The 16,163-nt window shown below is 52.1% G+C and carries 21 protein-coding genes and 3 pseudogenes; 19 read left to right on the top strand and 5 right to left on the bottom strand.

Translation table 11 applies throughout. The features are described from left to right. Positions 1–73: 73 nt before the first annotated feature. Positions 74–1,369, top strand: a pseudogene (locus tag ACSZPU_RS15865) (GGDEF domain-containing protein); the annotation flags it as partial. A 27-nt stretch (positions 1,370–1,396) separates the two neighbouring features. Here ACSZPU_RS15865 and ACSZPU_RS15870 read toward each other — a convergent pair. Then, positions 1,397–2,584 (bottom strand): NupC/NupG family nucleoside CNT transporter, encoded by a 1,188-nt coding sequence (locus tag ACSZPU_RS15870; RefSeq protein ID WP_499000614.1) that lies wholly within the window; start codon positions 2,582–2,584, stop codon positions 1,397–1,399. Between the two features lie 350 nt (positions 2,585–2,934). Between ACSZPU_RS15870 and ACSZPU_RS15875 the strand changes: the two genes are divergently transcribed. Further along, positions 2,935–4,173, top strand: coding sequence for an Nramp family divalent metal transporter (locus ACSZPU_RS15875; protein WP_499000618.1), 1,239 nt, complete (start codon positions 2,935–2,937; stop codon positions 4,171–4,173). A 62-nt stretch (positions 4,174–4,235) separates the two neighbouring features. On the opposite strand, the gene ypeC is transcribed toward ACSZPU_RS15875, so the two are convergent. The 4 genes and pseudogenes from ypeC to ACSZPU_RS15895 all read right to left on the bottom strand — a co-directional run bounded on the left by ypeC (position 4,236) and on the right by ACSZPU_RS15895 (position 7,316). Further along, positions 4,236–4,568, bottom strand: coding sequence for a DUF2502 domain-containing protein YpeC (gene ypeC / locus ACSZPU_RS15880; protein ID WP_499000620.1), 333 nt, complete (start codon positions 4,566–4,568; stop codon positions 4,236–4,238). A 113-nt stretch (positions 4,569–4,681) separates the two neighbouring features. Continuing rightward, on the bottom strand, positions 4,682–5,680 hold the full coding sequence (gene mgrA / locus ACSZPU_RS15885; RefSeq protein WP_499000622.1) for an L-glyceraldehyde 3-phosphate reductase: 999 nt from the start codon (positions 5,678–5,680) through the stop codon (positions 4,682–4,684). Between the two features lie 107 nt (positions 5,681–5,787). After that, positions 5,788–6,390, bottom strand: a pseudogene (locus ACSZPU_RS15890) (ion channel protein); the annotation flags it as partial. Between the two features lie 197 nt (positions 6,391–6,587). Beyond that, on the bottom strand, positions 6,588–7,316 hold the full coding sequence (locus ACSZPU_RS15895) for an XRE family transcriptional regulator (RefSeq protein WP_499000625.1): 729 nt from the start codon (positions 7,314–7,316) through the stop codon (positions 6,588–6,590). A gap of 250 nt (positions 7,317–7,566) precedes the next feature. On the opposite strand from ACSZPU_RS15895, the pseudogene ACSZPU_RS15900 reads away from it, so the two are divergent. The 17 genes and pseudogenes from ACSZPU_RS15900 to ACSZPU_RS15980 all read left to right on the top strand — a co-directional run. Then, positions 7,567–7,776, top strand: a pseudogene (locus ACSZPU_RS15900) (helix-turn-helix domain-containing protein); the annotation flags it as partial. Positions 7,777–7,780: 4 nt separating this feature from the next. Continuing rightward, entirely contained in the window at positions 7,781–9,844 is a 2,064-nt protein-coding gene (locus ACSZPU_RS15905) for a Mu transposase C-terminal domain-containing protein (protein WP_499000628.1), read from the top strand. A 7-nt stretch (positions 9,845–9,851) separates the two neighbouring features. Next, entirely contained in the window at positions 9,852–10,745 is an 894-nt protein-coding gene (locus ACSZPU_RS15910; protein WP_499000631.1) for an AAA family ATPase, read from the top strand. A 10-nt stretch (positions 10,746–10,755) separates the two neighbouring features. Further along, positions 10,756–11,046: a hypothetical protein gene (locus tag ACSZPU_RS15915; protein ID WP_499000634.1), complete on the top strand. Its 291-nt coding sequence runs from the start codon at positions 10,756–10,758 to the stop codon at positions 11,044–11,046. A 10-nt stretch (positions 11,047–11,056) separates the two neighbouring features. Then, positions 11,057–11,278, top strand: a complete 222-nt coding sequence (locus tag ACSZPU_RS15920) for a hypothetical protein (protein ID WP_499000637.1) — start codon at positions 11,057–11,059, stop codon at positions 11,276–11,278. A gap of 1 nt (position 11,279) precedes the next feature. Beyond that, positions 11,280–11,495, top strand: a complete 216-nt coding sequence (locus ACSZPU_RS15925; protein WP_499000639.1) for a hypothetical protein — start codon at positions 11,280–11,282, stop codon at positions 11,493–11,495. Continuing rightward, positions 11,485–12,129 (top strand): DUF3164 family protein, encoded by a 645-nt coding sequence (locus ACSZPU_RS15930; RefSeq protein ID WP_499000641.1) that lies wholly within the window; start codon positions 11,485–11,487, stop codon positions 12,127–12,129. Before ACSZPU_RS15925 ends, ACSZPU_RS15930 begins: the two co-directional genes overlap by 11 nt. Before the next feature lies 1 nt (position 12,130). Beyond that, a complete protein-coding gene (locus tag ACSZPU_RS15935) occupies positions 12,131–12,373 on the top strand; it encodes an ANR family transcriptional regulator (protein ID WP_499000644.1) in 243 nt (80 codons plus the stop codon). Then, complete coding sequence (locus tag ACSZPU_RS15940; protein ID WP_499000647.1) at positions 12,354–12,545, top strand: hypothetical protein; 192 nt, start codon at positions 12,354–12,356, stop codon at positions 12,543–12,545. Before ACSZPU_RS15935 ends, ACSZPU_RS15940 begins: the two co-directional genes overlap by 20 nt. A 78-nt stretch (positions 12,546–12,623) precedes the next feature. Next, positions 12,624–12,839 carry a hypothetical protein gene (locus tag ACSZPU_RS15945; RefSeq protein ID WP_499000649.1) on the top strand — a complete coding sequence of 72 codons (216 nt, stop codon included), beginning with the start codon at positions 12,624–12,626 and terminating at the stop codon, positions 12,837–12,839. A gap of 10 nt (positions 12,840–12,849) precedes the next feature. Continuing rightward, a complete protein-coding gene (locus ACSZPU_RS15950; protein ID WP_499000651.1) occupies positions 12,850–13,569 on the top strand; it encodes a DUF2786 domain-containing protein in 720 nt (239 codons plus the stop codon). After that, the gene (locus ACSZPU_RS15955; protein ID WP_499000654.1) at positions 13,566–14,099 is read left to right on the top strand and encodes a hypothetical protein; all 534 of its coding nucleotides are present in this window, start codon (positions 13,566–13,568) and stop codon (positions 14,097–14,099) included. Before ACSZPU_RS15950 ends, ACSZPU_RS15955 begins: the two co-directional genes overlap by 4 nt. A 79-nt stretch (positions 14,100–14,178) precedes the next feature. Next, a complete protein-coding gene (locus ACSZPU_RS15960) occupies positions 14,179–14,871 on the top strand; it encodes an adenine nucleotide alpha hydrolase family protein (protein WP_499000657.1) in 693 nt (230 codons plus the stop codon). After that, positions 14,868–15,242: a DUF4406 domain-containing protein gene (locus ACSZPU_RS15965; RefSeq protein WP_499000660.1), complete on the top strand. Its 375-nt coding sequence runs from the start codon at positions 14,868–14,870 to the stop codon at positions 15,240–15,242. Before ACSZPU_RS15960 ends, ACSZPU_RS15965 begins: the two co-directional genes overlap by 4 nt. Next, positions 15,235–15,450 (top strand): hypothetical protein, encoded by a 216-nt coding sequence (locus ACSZPU_RS15970; RefSeq protein ID WP_499000663.1) that lies wholly within the window; start codon positions 15,235–15,237, stop codon positions 15,448–15,450. The genes ACSZPU_RS15965 and ACSZPU_RS15970 overlap by 8 nt, the downstream gene beginning before the upstream one ends. Then, positions 15,451–15,666, top strand: coding sequence for a hypothetical protein (locus ACSZPU_RS15975; RefSeq protein ID WP_499000666.1), 216 nt, complete (start codon positions 15,451–15,453; stop codon positions 15,664–15,666). 59 nt (positions 15,667–15,725) lie between these two features. Next, on the top strand, positions 15,726–16,091 hold the full coding sequence (locus ACSZPU_RS15980) for a gp16 family protein (protein ID WP_499000669.1): 366 nt from the start codon (positions 15,726–15,728) through the stop codon (positions 16,089–16,091). The last annotated feature ends 72 nt before the right edge of the window (positions 16,092–16,163 follow it).

A 16,163-nucleotide genomic window follows, 5' to 3' on the forward strand; every position in this document is an offset into this window, starting at 1 on the left:
ATACAGCTCAGCTAAGGTAAGGCTAATACAGCTAAGGACTCCACTGAACCCCACCGATTAAATCGCACCTTCCTTAATCTATATGACTCGCGTATATCAGCGCAGCGAATGGATTAGAAAGCGCTGGCGGGCACAGGCATTGACTGATCCGTTGACTGGCTTACCCAATTTACGTGCGCTGGAACTGCATCTGGAGAAAAATAAGAACCAGATTGTCTGCTGTTTACATATGAAAAATCTGGAGTTTTTAAGCCGACATTACGGAATGATGATGCGTGTATATTTCAAACGCAGCCTCACACATGCACTGAGACCATTATTGCTGCCAACAGAGCGACTGTTCCAGCTACCGGGTAGTGAATTATTGCTGGTTCTCGAAAACCCGCAGGCTAGTGACCGGTTACAGTACATGCTTGATTTCCTCAATAGCCAGCGGTTTGACTGGCAGAACACCAGCCTTGATGTTGAGTTTGGCGCTTCATGGGGAGAGGTTAACGGTGCGGGAGAAACGCTGCACCATACATTAGGGCAGCTGAGCTGGCTTTCTGAGCAGGCCTGTAATACCTCGCAGCCACTGGCATTGACGAACAGCCTCGATGAGGTGACGGATCAGACGACCGAACGCGTGTTGCTGCTTAACAAGGTCAAGCGTGCGCTGGATGAGCGCACCCTACAGCTCTATGCGCAGCCTATCAGTAATGCGCAGGGGCAGAGCTATCACGAAATTCTCTCGCGTCTGATTAGCGATGGCGAAGTGATAAATCCGGCGCAGTTCATCCCCGTCATTGCGCAGTTTAACCTCAGCACCCGCTTCGACATGCAGGTCATCGAAACCCTGTTGCAATGGATGCGGGCAAATCCTCAGTCAGGCGGTGAACTGCGCCAGCGCTTCTCGGTAAACCTGATGCCATTGACGTTAATGCAGAAAAACTTTGCTGAAAAATTGCTCGAACTCTTTGCGGATTACGCGATTTCTACCCATGAGATCATTATCGAAATCACCGAAGAGCAGGCATTTTCGCATTCGGAATTCAGCGTACAGAACATCCAGCAACTGCGACAGGCCGGCTTCAGAATTGCTATTGATGACTTTGGTACCGGGTTTGCCAATTTCGAACGCTTAAAGCGCCTGGAGGCGGATATCATCAAGATTGATGGCTGTTTTGTGCGGGATATCGCCAATGACCCGCAGGACGTCATGATTGTGAAATCCATCTGCGAGCTGGCGAAAGCGAAATCGCTGACGGTGGTTGCGGAATATGTTGAAACGCAGGAACAGCGCGCGCTGCTGTTGAATGCCGGGGTGGATTATTTGCAGGGATATTTACTGGGGAAACCGCAGCCGCTGGCCGCGCCAGGGAAGGAATAAACCGGGGTTACCCCCGGTTTGTCTGAATTACAGTACCAGTGCCGCGATAGATGCGGACAGGACGCTCACCAGCGTAGAACCGTAAACCAGTTTCAGGCCGAAACGGGATACCACGTTACCTTGCTCTTCGTTCAGGCCTTTGATTGCGCCTGCGATGATACCGATAGAAGAGAAGTTAGCGAAGGAAACCAGGAACACCGACAGGATGCCTTCCGCACGCGGAGACAGGCTGGATGCAATTTTCTGCAGATCCATCATGGCCACGAATTCGTTAGAAACCAGTTTGGTTGCCATGATACTGCCCACCTGCAGCGCTTCTGAGGACGGTACACCCATGACCCAGGCAATCGGGTAGAAAATGTAGCCCAGAATCCCCTGGAAGGAGATGCCGAGGATCGCGGCGAACAGGGCGTTCAGACCAGAAATCAGCGCGATAAAACCGATCAGCATTGCGGCAACGATAATCGCAACTTTGAAACCCGCCAGAATGTATTCACCCAGCATTTCGAAGAAGCTCTGACCTTCATGCAGGTTAGACATCTGCAGATTTTCTTCGCTCTCATCGACACGGTACGGGTTGATCAGAGACAGCACGATAAAGGTGCTGAACATGTTCAGAACCAGTGCGGCGACCACATATTTCGGCTGCAGCATAGTCATGTACGCGCCGACAATTGACATGGACACGGTAGACATCGCGGTTGCCGCCATGGTGTACATGCGGTTGCGCGACATTTTGCCGAGGATATCTTTATAAGCGATGAAGTTTTCGGACTGACCCAGAATCAAGGAGCTGACTGCGTTAAACGATTCCAGTTTGCCCATGCCGTTGACTTTGGACAGAACGGTACCGATAGCTCGAATGATAATCGGCAGCACTCGGATGTGTTGCAGAATACCGATCAGCGCGGAAATAAAGACAATCGGGCACAGCACTTTCAGGAAGAAGAACGCCAGGCCTTCATCGTTCATTTTGCCGAATACGAAGTTTGTCCCTTCGTTGGCAAATCCGAGCAGTTTTTCAAACATTTCGGAGAAGCCTTTCACAAAACCCAGACCTACGTCAGAGTTCAGGAAGAACCAGGCAAGCAATACTTCGATGACTAACAGTTGAACAACAAAGCGAATGCGGATTTTTTTGCGGTCGCTGCTTACAAGCAATGCAAGCAACGCCACAACGGCAAGCGCCAGAACAAAGTGCAGAACGCGGGACATATTTGCTCCAAATATGAGACGGGTAGTATTTTCGTGCACATTCTATGTAACAAGTGGAAAGAAAACGAGATCAAACTCACAGTATATTAATGACCTGTGACCAGACTCAAAATTAGTGATCCAACATACATTTCGGTTATGTTAAGTAATAGAGTGAAAAGTTGCATGAAATGCTAGACTCTTAACAAGATGATGTGATTTACATCGCATCCTCCCTGTCTTAAAAACATCCGGCCCTTCATCGTTTCTGGCTATCGAAGAAATCAAGCTAATCTACTCTAAATGAACTTGATAATCATTCTCATTTTGGTAGCATAAAACATAGCAAAGGCTATATTTAGGGGCAAGAAATGAACAACAGTCGCGTTGAGAGTAGCAGTGGGCGTGCAGCGCGTAAGTTAAAGCTCGCGTTAGTGGGACCTGCGTTCATTGCGGCGATCGGTTATATCGATCCGGGCAACTTTGCCACTAACATCCAGGCCGGAGCCAGCTTTGGCTACCAGCTGCTGTGGGTTGTCGTTTGGGCAAACCTGATGGCCATGCTGATTCAATTGCTGTCAGCAAAACTTGGCATTGCCACAGGCAAGAACCTCGCGGAACAAATTCGCGACCATTATCCGCGTCCGCTGGTCTGGTTCTACTGGGTACAGGCGGAAATTATCGTCATGGCTACCGATCTTGCTGAGTTTATTGGTGCGGCCATTGGTTTCAAACTGATTCTGGGCGTGTCGCTGCTACAGGGCGCCGTGCTGACCGGGATAGCCACCTTTTTAATTCTGATGCTGCAACGTCGCGGGCAAAAGCCCCTGGAAAAAGTGATTGGCGGCCTGCTGCTGTTCGTTGCGGCGGCTTACATTGTCGAGCTGGTGTTCTCGCGCCCTGAACTGGCACCGCTCAGTAAAGGTATCTTGATCCCAAGCCTGCCGGGCACCGAAGCCGTCTTCCTGGCCGCCGGCGTGCTGGGGGCGACGATCATGCCGCACGTGATCTATCTGCACTCCTCATTGACACAGTACCTGCATGAAGGGACGCGGCGCGAGCGCTATTCCGCCACGAAGTGGGATGTGGGCATTGCGATGACCATAGCCGGTTTTGTGAACCTGGCGATGATGGCCACCGCCGCGGCGGCATTTCACTTCAATGGGCATACCGGGATTGCTGATTTAGACGAAGCCTATTTAACCCTTGAGCCGTTATTAAGCCATGCGGCGGCAACCGTGTTTGGCCTCAGCCTGGTGGCTGCGGGCCTCTCCTCAACGGTAGTGGGCACGCTGGCGGGGCAGGTGGTGATGCAGGGGTTCGTGCGTTTCCACATTCCCCTGTGGGTGCGCCGGAGTATCACTATGATGCCGTCGTTTATCGTTATCCTGATGGGACTCGATCCCACACGCATTCTGGTGATGAGTCAGGTGCTGCTAAGTTTCGGTATCGCGCTGGCGCTGGTGCCATTGCTGATTTTTACCAGTGACCGTATATTGATGGGCGAACTGGTGAATACGCCGACCATTAAACGGGTTGGCTGGGTGATTGTGGTTTTGGTGGTGGCGTTGAATGGCTGGCTGTTGGTGGGCACCGCGTTAGGGGTGTAAATCTGCGAGAGTCACCAAAGAAAAAGGAGCGCCTGCGCTCCTTTTTTGTTGCCGCGTGTTTATTAGCGCCAGTGATCATGGCCGTGACCGCGTCCCGGGCCGCGATGGTCGTCGCGATCGCTCCAGCCTTCACGGTAGCCGCGTTCGTAGGCGTTATGGTTATCCCAGCCACGGTGGTAGCCGCGATCGTGCATGCGCCAGCGGTGGTCGCGCCATTCGTAATTGCGATGCCAGTAGTCGCGATCGCGCCAGCGTCCACCGTCCCAGTAATTGCCGTAATTGTCGCGATCGCCAATTTGCAATTTAATCGACGGCAGCAGTGTTATTTCGCCAGCGTTAGCGACCAGTGGGGCACATGCCATTAATACTGCTGCGAAAATCAGTGACCTGAACATAGTTTTCTCCTTCACGATCGGGTCTGTTGCAGCAATATTATGTAACGTCTACCCCCGCATCTTCGGCGAAACTCCTAAATCCAGAGTGGCAGCACTTTTTGCTAAAAATGCTGTTATTTTACACTGTTGAGGATGGCGTCAATCTCAGCACATTCCGCTTCGCTGAAATGGCGATTGCCCAGCATGCCAACTGCGTCGTCGAGCTGGCTGGTCTTACTCGCACCAATCAGCACCGACGTCACCTTGTCTCCACGCAGCACCCAGGCCAGCGCCATCTGTGACAGTTTTTGCCCACGACGCACGGCCAGGTCGTTCAGTTTGCGGACTTTTGCCAGCTTCTCGTCGGTAATCTGATCGGGATTGAGGAAACGGCTGCCGCTGGCTGCGCGTGAATCGGCCGGAATGCCATTCAGGTAGCGGTCGGTGAGTTGCCCGCCAGCCAGCGGTGAAAACGCAATGCTGCCCACGCCTGATTGCTGCAGTACCGTCAGCAGATCATCTTCCACCCAGCGCTCAAACATCGAGTATTTGGGCTGATGGATAAGGCAGGGCGTACCCAGATCATTGAGGATCTCAATGGCCTGACGCGCCAGATCCGCCGGGTAGTTCGACAGACCGATATACAGCGCCTTGCCCTGACGGACAACATGGTCCAGCGCCCGCATGGTCTCTTTCAGCGGCGTTTCCGGGTCCGGACGGTGGTGATAGAAAATATCGACATACTCAAGCCCCATCCGGCGCAGGCTTTGACTGAGGCTGGCAATCAGATATTTGCGCGAACCCCAGTCGCCGTAGGGGCCATCCCACATGGTGTAACCCGCTTTGGTGGAGATGATCAGCTCATCCCGGTACGGCAGAAAATCTTCCTGCAACAGGCGGCCAAAATTGCGTTCGGCAGAGCCCGGAGGCGGCCCGTAGTTATTGGCGATATCAAAATGGGTGATCCCCAGATCGAACGCATGTCTGAGTAACTGACGGCTGTTTTCAATAAGCGTGGCATCGCCAAAGTTATGCCACAGTCCAAGCGAGATTGCCGGAAGCTTAAGACCACTGTCACCGCAGCGGCGAAATTCCATTTTCTGATAGCGATCTTCGGAGGCCAAATAAACCATACATATGCCCTTAATGTCAGTGTATACGTTTACACAAGTGGTCTTCGAGCTTACACCAGCTTCTCGTTTCTCGCTGATTTCCTCTTATAAATTCTGGGCTTGCGCACCTATTTTTTGCGTGGTGCGATCATCACAGGCTTTCCTGCCAGCAGCAGCCAGGCAGGTAGCATCACGATACACAGCAGCGGCAGCAGGCTGGTATCCGGTACCACGGCTGCGGCCATAAACAGGCTCAGCCAGGCATCGCGGGTGACAACCAAAACCATGCCGAGGATGGCGCAGGAGATGGTAATCGCCGCCGGTACCGCATTGACGTGTTCATGCAGCATCAGGCCGAGAGCAACGCCGACAAACACCGCCGGGAAAATTCGACCACCGCGGAAACCACAGGCCGCGGCAACCACCAGCGCCGCCAGTTTTATCACCGCGAACAGCAGGTAATCGGTCACGCTGAAGGTCTGGGAAAACGCCATTTGCTGCATTTCATCCAGCCCTTTGAACAGGGTGATATTGCCGCCAATCACGCCAAGAATACCCAGAATAAAACCGCCGATCCCGAGCATCAGTACCGGGCTTTTCAGGCGGTGCATCAGCTGATGCAAGCGCGGCAGGCACCAGACCGCCACCATCCCCAACGCAATGGCAATGGCGCACACAACCGCGCCGCTGATGATATCCACCAGATGCATCTGCGGATAATGGGTGACCGGTGTGGGGGAGTGATCGTTTCTGCATAGAGGGATCGAGTGACGAAAAACGAGCCGAGGCCTTAAGCTAAGCGGGTTGCGAGGCGCGAGGATGATTCTGCACGGCTCGCTGAAAAATGAGAGTTTATGGGAAAAAACGCATTAAATTCTGCATTGTTTTGCCTTACGAGTTGTCATTGTTAATCATTTTTTAAGACGGTTTAAATCACTCTTCCATACCAGACAACTTTCCCTATTATGTCAAAGTCACTAGGGATATTATCCAATTCAATGATAAATGGCTCAAATGCTGGGTTAGTACTGCTGATGCGAAGCTGAGAGCCAGGCAACCGCTGAACCATTTTGACGAACAACTGACTGTCTAAACGGATAACATAAATGCCTTCTCGTGGATCTCGATCTTCATGATTCACTAGAATTATGTCTTTATCGTTTAGAACCCCCATCATGGAGTCACCTGAGACGCTAATGACCGAGAGTTTTCGTGGGTCAGCCTTCAAATGATTCACGACCCAATACCGACGAAAACTCACCGTAAACATAGGGCTCTCATCATCGTTCAATGCTCCGTATCCTGCTGATGCAGAAACATTGTATCGAGGTACGAAAACAAACTCATCCAAGTCAACCTGATTGCCTTTAACATCAAGCGCCGTTGCTCCAGATGTTGATGTAGGCAACAGTGATGAAGTTTCCTGCTCTTCACTTCCTGCAACCAGCCAGGCAACCGAAGTACTCAGGCATTCGGAAAGCCTCAGTATATGTGTGGCACTGGGTTCCCTCTCTTCATTTTCCCATGCTTGCAATGTTGATAACGCCACGCCCAGTTTCTCTGCGACATAACTTCTGGAGAGCTTTAGAGCTTCTCTTTGAGTTCGTATCCGAGCACCTATTTCACTCTTTAACTCATTTTCAGGTTTATTTCCCATATCTAGTAAATTCTCTCAACTTATTTTCAAGTTTTTCATGTTTTATCTAACTAACTGAATTAGTAGATAATTAACCAATATTTAGGTCTTTTTGGGGCAAATTAAACCTGAAAACAGACAAATAAATTCGTTTTCAGGTTTGCATGACTCGAATTCGATTATGTTGTACTTATGAGTTGAATCACGGAGATTAACCAATGAGTACATTTGAGAGCGCAAAAAAAGCCAGAAAGAATCTGACTGGCATAGAGCCGATATTGTTGCAGCTCTTCACAAACAGGGGTGGTCGCTACGTCGCTTATCACTGCACCATGGCTATAAAAGTGCAGGAGCATTAAAAAATGCATTGGACCGGCCTTGGCCAAAAGGTCAGCAAATCATTGCTGACGCAATTGGCATTTCACCAGATCAAATCTGGCCCACTCGTTATCATAAAGCATTTTCAGGTGAATGGAATTAATCATATGAACCAGAATAACCTGAAAACACATTATACCGCTCAAGAGCTTGCTGAGATGCGTTTACCTGGAATGCCGGAAACGCGTCCGGGCATAGTCGTAAGAGCAAAAAAACATCAATGGGTTTCACGTGCAAGATCTGGTCGAGGTGGTGGTATTGAGTATGCGATTGATAGCTTACCGCTTAGTGCCCAAGAAGTTATCCGGGCCCAGATATATCAAAATATTCTGGCTAATCATTCGACTGCTATCCCGGTGACCGCGCGTAAAACATCCACTGTAAAACAGCGCGAAGGACTGGAACTGATTCGTCAGTGTCCGGCGCTGCTTGAGCGTGAAGTAGGTTCGCTGACAGCAAAGCAAAAAGAGATCGCCGATGCCCGTGCCACGCTGGTGATGTTTGTCGAAAAACTGCGCGATGCCGGCATGTCACGTACCGCAGCTGTCAATTATGTTTCCCTGGAGTCCCGTAAGGGGATGTTGCCCGAACATCTGATGAAGTCGGCAGAGCTTGCCAATGCCCGTAAGGGTTCCAGCCGTGCAGGCGTCGGCTCCCGCAGTCTGCAGGAATGGCTGACAATTTTTGAAACCACAAAGCCTGGCGTTGAGCGAATGGCCATGCTGGCACCCGGTCATCTTAAAGCGAAAAAACCGGAACAGATTAAGTGGCTTCCGGACTTCCTCGCGCACTGGCGCAACCGCAAAGGCCCCAATTTGCGTGAGGCGTATCGCGACTTTCAGGCTGAATGGGCCGTTGTCTATGCAGGCCAGCCTGCGATGGTGGCAGCCTGTCCTTCCTATGATGCCGTTCGTCGCGCAATGGAGAAACTGCCCCGCCGCGAGAAAGCCCGTGGCCGCGTCAGCGGTTCTGCCGCGCTGGCCTACGAATGCTTCCAGAAGCGTGACTGGTCGATGATGCCGGTTAACGGCTGCTGGATTGCAGATGGTAAGTCACTGGAAATGAAGGTCGCACATCCGGACCATGGTCGCCCGTTTACCCCGGAACTGACGTTGATTATTGATGGCCGTACACGCTATGTCGTCGGCTGGAGTCTGGCACTGTCTGAAAGCATCATTGCTGTTGCTGATGCCTATCGCTATGCGATGAAACATTTCGGTAAACCGCTGTTTGTCTATTCAGATAACGGCGGCGGTGAAACCAACAAAACGCTCGATGCAGATGTGACCGGTATTTTCAGTCGCCTGGGTATCGAGCACCCGACCAGTATTCCGGGGCGTCCGCAGTCGCGCGGCATCATCGAACGTCTGAACAAGGGAATTCCCCGGCGCGTGGCCATGCAGTACGACACCTTCTGTGGTGACAGCGCCGACCAGGAGCATGTCCGCGTTACGGCTCGCGCTATTCAGTCGGCCGTCAAAGCCCAGGAAAATGGCCGCGAACTGACGCCCGTACAACGTACTGCTCTGGGGAAGCTTCCTTCATGGCAACAGTTGCTTGATGCGATCGCTGAGGAAGTGGACGTCTACAACAACACCTACGAACATCGCGAACTGCCAAAGCGTAACGGTAAGCATATGACGCCCGCAGCGTACCGCCGTGCCGTTATGGAAGTCGAAGGCGACGATATTGAGTACTTGACGGACGTTGAGTTGCGCGAAGCTTTTATGCCTGAAATGGTTCGTACCGCTCAGCGCGGCTGGCTGCGTCTCTTTAATAACGACTATTTCTCGGAAGAGCTTATCCGGGTCGACAGCGAAGAGGTTCGTGTCGCCTTCGATATTCATGACCCTCAGTCCGTCATTGTGCGGCGCATGGATGGTTCCTACGTCTGCACCGCCATCTGGAACGGCAACAAGCGTGCGGCTATTCCGGTCAGTGCCATGAATGTTGCCATTGAGAAACGTCGTCAGCGCCGCCTGAGCCGTGTTGACGACAAACGCCAGGAGATTGAAGCCGAGGGCCGTTCAGTTCTGCCGGGCCAGCGCTTTGATGACCTGACCAGCTTTATTCCGGCTGAGTACAGCCAAGTTACCGAAGAAGAACATTATTTCTTCCTCGAAACCGACCGTGATGAATACCTGAAAAAAACCGGTAACTCCGGTAAGTGAGAGACAGATGAATATGCATACAGAACTGAAAGAGCTGATGGACAAAAAAGGATACAGCCAGACGGAGGTGGCCCGCATCTTTGGCAAGAGCACTGCCGTCATTAGCCAGTATCTCAAGGGCATCTATCCCGGCGACGTTCGCGGCATCGACGAACTGGCCCGGAGTTTCATTACCCGTGAAGCCGAGAAAGAGAAATCCCGACGTATCACACCGCGTTATGTCCCGACCGTCACGTCCCGTAAAGGACTTGAAGTTATCCGCTTGGCGCATCTTGATGGCGACCTTAACGTTATTTACGGCGCTGCGGGACTCGGTAAGACCATGATTTTGCGTGAGTACGCCGCACACAATCGTGATGCGCTGCTGATTGAGGCTGACCCCGGCTATACCGCCCGCGTCGTGCTGGAAGAACTCTGCGGTCTGCTGGGCCTGAGCAAGCGCGGCAATATGCATGAACTCAGTGAGGCCTGTATTGCCGCTCTGCGTGATTCCGGTCGTCTGCTGATGGTCGATGAGGCAGAGAACTTGCCATACCGGGCGCTGGAGACGTTACGCCGTATCCACGACAAAGCCGGCATCGGCCTAGTTCTGGCAGGTATGCCGCGCCTCATCATCAACCTTAAAGGTAAACGCGGTGAGTACCAGCAGCTTTACAGCCGCGTCGGTCTTGCTCTCAACATCGGCGACGCCCTGCCGCAAACCGATATCAGTGATATCGCCGCCAGTATGCTGCCGGATGCGGCAAGCCAGGACGTCAGTGAGGCGCTGTTTAAGGCGAGCCACGGCAATGCACGTCGTCTTTTCAAGCTGGTTCGCGGTGTCAGTCGTCACAGCGAAATCAGCGGTAATGCGGTCAGCGCAGGTGCTGTCCGTAAGTTCGCAGAAATGCTCATTAACTGAGGGTACAGCGATGGTCAGTCTTACTGAGAACATCACCAATGCCGGCGTTATGTCTGCGCTTATCCGGGCTGAGACGCTGATTATGTTTCTGTCAGCAAAGGGTGTACGGGTGAAAAGTGTATCCCTTCGCCACGCGCAGCCGGTCATCCGGATAGCCCGTCATGCCTGGTGTGAAGAGATAAAAAGACAGGGGCGTGCCCGCTTTGATCATACCGGCAATGACCGCTTCGGGCGCTTTCGCCAGGGGGTTTATCTGGATGAAAGCGGATGCCGTGTGGTCTGGTCTGAGTCCATTCATTAGGATGTATACCGTGAAACAGCAATATCAGGCGTTTATCGCCAGAGTGAAAGAGCGTGGCGGGAAGGTGCTGATGTTTTCATGCCCGCGCTGCCATGAAGAGATTGAAACGCCGGCAGCGCCGCTGGGCGATGTGTGGAACAGTATCAGTACCTGCCCGTTCTGCAGCGCCATGTTTGTTAAATACGTCAACCACAACAGCGTCACCATCAGGCCTATGCCGCAGGAGAAGTGAGATGGCAAGAATAATCATCACCCTCCGGAACAATCCGCGCGGCCTCGCTGTTGAATGCAGCAATGAAGCTGATGACGGTGATACGCCGGGGCTTAAAAAGTTAGCTGCTGCTGTCGCAGCCGGGCTCGCGGGCATTGTTCATGGGAAAGTCATGAACGTGCTCAAAAAAGACAAATCAACACTGCTTAACAAAGAAGGAAAAGCTAATGTCCACTGAAAACAAACAGTTTACTGATAAAACCGTACCGGATGGCTACTGGGTTGATGCCAAAGGTGTCCTGACCCCCGTCAGCCTTATTAAAGATACCGACCAGATGCGTGATGATCTGGTGCGCGGCATTGTCGAAAAAGCCATTGCGCTGAGTGCTGCACTGACCGAGTTCAAGCTTAGCGGCTTCTCTGACATCGGCGCGTTCGTGGATATCTCCGCCAGTCAGTATGGTGTGAACCTTGGCGGTAAAAAAGGCAATGTCACGCTCTATTGCTACGACGGGCGCTACAAAATTCAGCGGGCAATGCAGGACCGCATAGCTTTTGACGAGCGCCTGCAGGCGGCAAAAGCCCTGATTGATGAGTGCCTGGCTGACTGGACAGAGGGTGCCCGTGCTGAAATCCGCGCCATCATTTCCCGTGCATTCCAGACCGAGAAAGAAGGTGAAGTCAACACTGGCGCGGTGCTGGCGCTGCGTCGTCTCGATATTAAAGATGAGCGATGGGTCAAGGCGATGGAGGCCATCGGCGAAGCTGTGCAGGTGGTGGGCAGTCGTGCGTATATCCGGGTTTACGAGCGGGTTGGTGAAAGCGATCAGTATCGCCCAATCCCCCTCGATATCGCTGGCGTGGGGGTGTGAGATGGCGGTTTACGTCCAGGAGATCAATGCCGGCAGCCCGGCTTCCCCTTTTATGTCTTACGCATTCAAAGCCGTACAGGCAGAGAAACGCGGGGAGTTTCAGAAAGCGGCAGAAATCTGGAGCAAGGCACTTTTCTTATCCGGCGTTGCGGTAAATCGCCAGTGGGCCGGTGCCCGTATTGAGTTCTGTGCTAACGCCGTACATCGCGGCTGGGGTGTGCCGGGTGAAAGCGAAACAGTTTAACGGGAAATATCCGGTGGGCAGCACCTTCATTTACCAGCCGTCACCGTTTCTTCGTGGTGGGCGGGTGGTCAGTACGGTGGATATTGCCCGCGACTGGAAAGAAGTCACCGTTGTGGAAATTAATCAGGAGCCTTATTTCGCGAATATTAAATCGCTGAAACCGACGCACTGAAAATAACGGCTTATTAAAAACCTTTTAAATATGGCGTAAACCCGCAGGGGCTGGCTTACGCCTGATTCAGGAGATTCTATGTCCGGATTTATTAAGAAAATGACAGCAGAACAGTTTAATGCAGCGTATTCGACCGGTTCTGCCTTTATTTACCACTCCCGCAAAAATGGTGCTGGCGTGGCTGTCACGACGCGTTCAGAAGCGTGGTCGCTGGGGCATGGTGCAGTTGTGGTCTCGGTTACGAGTGTTACTGGTGGCGTTGATATTACCCATTTAAAACCCGCAAATTATTAAGAGGCAGAAAATGGAAAATAAAGATAAATATCTGCAGCGAATTAAAAAGCTGCTGGCAATGGCCCGTAATAATTCCAGCGCCGAAGAAGCCGCGCTGGCCATGCGTCGCGCTCAGCGATTAATGGAGACACACAAGTTGTCAGCAACTGATGTCGACTTCATTGATATCAATGAAGCCTCCACTCAGAAAGCGCCCTCCCATGCTGAGAAGATGCCGGAATACATGGCCCTGCTTGCCATCATGATCGCCCGAGTTTTTGGCGTGAAGTTTTACACCAGTCATGGCAGTGACCACTGGAACAAGCCAGCAAAACGCACGATTCACTATTACGGACCCGACGAACGCCCTCAGATTGCGGCCTATTCCTTTGAGGTACTGGGGAAGCAACTGGCTAAGGCGCGTCGGGAATACATCGCGACAATGCGTAAAAACATCAAGCCAGCCACAAAGATTGCCCGCGCCGACACGTTCTGCTCTGCATGGGTCAACGGTGCCTACGCCGTAGTTAGTGACTTTGTTGTGACCGATGCCGAAACCACCCTTATGGAGGCATACCGCGAACGGAAATTCAGCCAGGGTCTGGAAATGCAGGAATCGCGTAAACCCGGCAAAGCCAGAGGTACTGACGATGCCGCACATATGGGCTTTTGCGCTGGCCGCGACGCGCAGTTGCATCAAGCAGTAAACGGTTCAAAAACACAGGCTGATCTAATCGGGGTGACCAAATGAACAAACTGACTTACGCAAGTGAATATGTTGACGGGCTGATTGCAGATTCCGAAAAGGCTATTGCGTTACGCGATAACCAGATTGCTGAGCTGGTAATCCGGAATAAGGCATATAACGACATCGTCGGACGTTTGGTCGGGCAGTTCAGCGCCGCTGGCCTGCATGCCATTCAGAACTCACTCAACCCGGCGCAGGCATTATTGTATGACGCTCTGCAGGTGATGAAAAACAGCGATGCTCTGTTGCCAGCGGCCATTATCGATATCATTGCTGAACGTCGCCGCCAGCAATCTGTTAAAGGTTTTTCTACGCAGCAGGATGATAGCTATGTGTTGGGAGAACTGGCAGCGGCTGCAATAAGCTATATCGAACCAATGGCGGCAACCGAATACTGGCCTGCCGACTGGCATGATGACAGCTTCAAACCATCAGGCTATCGCCGCAACCTCGTAAAAGCTGGCGCACTCATCAGTGCCGAGATTGAACGCTTTGATCGGGCCACTGGCCAACCAGAGGAGGCGCAATCATGATCCCCTCTGCAATACACAGTCTCATCTGCGATAACTCGCTATTTGTTCAAACCACAGTGGTGGGAAAGACAGTCAGGTAATGCTAATTAAGCTGCTTGAGATTATCCCCACGGCACAAATTATCGTTGTGCACGCGGCACTTGGTGTAATTGAGTGGCCGGGCGCTCTGGAGTTGGCAAAAATGCAGGCAGAAAACGCGGGATTGCCCTTCATCGTCGCTCGGGCGAGTAAGACCTTTTTCGAGATGGTCGAGCGTCGGTTCAAAAACCGCCCGGAAGTTCCGAGTTGGCCATCGTCCAGTACTAGGCAATGCACCAGCGACCTAAAGCGTGGCCCTATCCAGCGTGAAGTTCGTCGGTATGCAAAAGCCAACGGGTTTAAAACCATCGTTAACTGCCTTGGATTGCGTGCTCAGGAGTCATCAGGGAGAGCTAAGCGCCCGGTGTTCAGCAAAATGGGGATCAGCAACTCGGTTAATACCTGGTACGAATGGCTACCGGTTCATGAACTGCTTACGGAGGAGGTGTTCTTTGTCATTCGCCAGGCTGGACAGGAACCTCATTATGCCTACGCCCTGGGTAATGAGCGACTGAGTTGTGTGTTCTGCATCATGGCCTCCCGCAACGATATGGCGAATGGTGCGCGGCATAACCTCCACCTATTGGATCAATACGCCGACCTGGAAGTTAAGACCGGGTACACCATGCATATGAGTCGGATCCCCATTCGGGTACTGGCTGCAGACGAGAAGAAAAAGGAGTGTGCGGCATGAGCGAACAACAGCGCAAGCCCGTTGTGTTTATTGCCGGGCCAATGACCGGGTATCACAACTTCAACCGCAGAGAGTTCAATACCGAAGCCAGCATTCTCGAAGAACGCGGTTTTACCGTGCTCAACCCTGCCATTCTGCCCGATGGCCTGCTGCATGGCCAGTATCTGCAAATCACGCTTGCCATGCTGGAACAGGCTGATGCGATATTCCTGCTTAATGGCTGGGACAAAAGCACAGGTGCAACCAGAGAGGTTGATCGTGCCTGTGAGCTTGGTCTGTTGCTTCTGTGTCAGGACTGGGAAAGCGTACCTGCCGCAGTTCTTCGCAAACGAAACCCGCTTCGTGCGGTAGCGGAGGTGCACCGTGATTAATGTGACAGGTTGCCAGTTCCAGGACAGTGGCGCTCGCCGTATCTGGTTCTTCAGTGACAACAGCCAGGTTGTCGAGCACGTTACTGTCCCACTGAAAACGCGATTCAAGTTCTACGATGCCAGTAATCACAACATCCGGACAAAGGAAGTCCAGGCTGAAATGAAGAAAGCCATTGAGCGATTCAAGAAACTGCGGGGGATAAAGTGAATGAAAAACCTTCTGCGTAACACATCAGCAAAGGTATTTAACCAGCGCTATCCCGTTGGTACGCAGTTCAATTATTACCTCACACCAGGCGTGTCAGCACGGGAGACCGTAGTCACCAGTTCAGAAGCCTGGCATATGCGCAACGGACGTGTGGTTGTGCGAGTTGAGGGTAAATTGGGAGGTATCTCAGTCAATCATCTGGAACCCATTGTTTGAGTCATTACAGCAGGCACTGTGTCGAGTGCCTGCGATAATGGCAACCAACAGGAGGCAATATGTCCACGCCAGCCAAAAGAGGCCTTATCGGAGCTATCAAAGCAGGTCAGGCTCATCTGGGATGGGATGATGTTACATACCGCAGCGTTCTGGCACGGTTATGCAACGGTAAAACATCCTCGACAAAATGCACGCTCGACGAGTTGCAGGTAGTCAGGGAATACATGCATGAGCAGGGTTTTCCTCGCCAGTCAGCTAAACATGGTCGCCGTCCAAAAGTGGCCCGCTCACGTGATTCCATGCTGGCAAAAATCGGAGCATTACTTGCAGATGCAAATCGGCCGTGGAATTATGCCGAGAAAATGTGCGAGCATATGTTTAAAGTAAAACGCATGGAATGGTTAACCTCAGAACAGTTAACCTGAACCGCCCCGGTTTTCCTGGAGAGTATTTTAGTTGGGAACTCAGGCTGCCAGATCCTTATTCCCGATGGAAGC

The organism is Phytobacter sp. V69, from assembly GCF_965644215.1.
Classification (GTDB): Bacteria; Pseudomonadota; Gammaproteobacteria; order Enterobacterales; family Enterobacteriaceae; genus Phytobacter.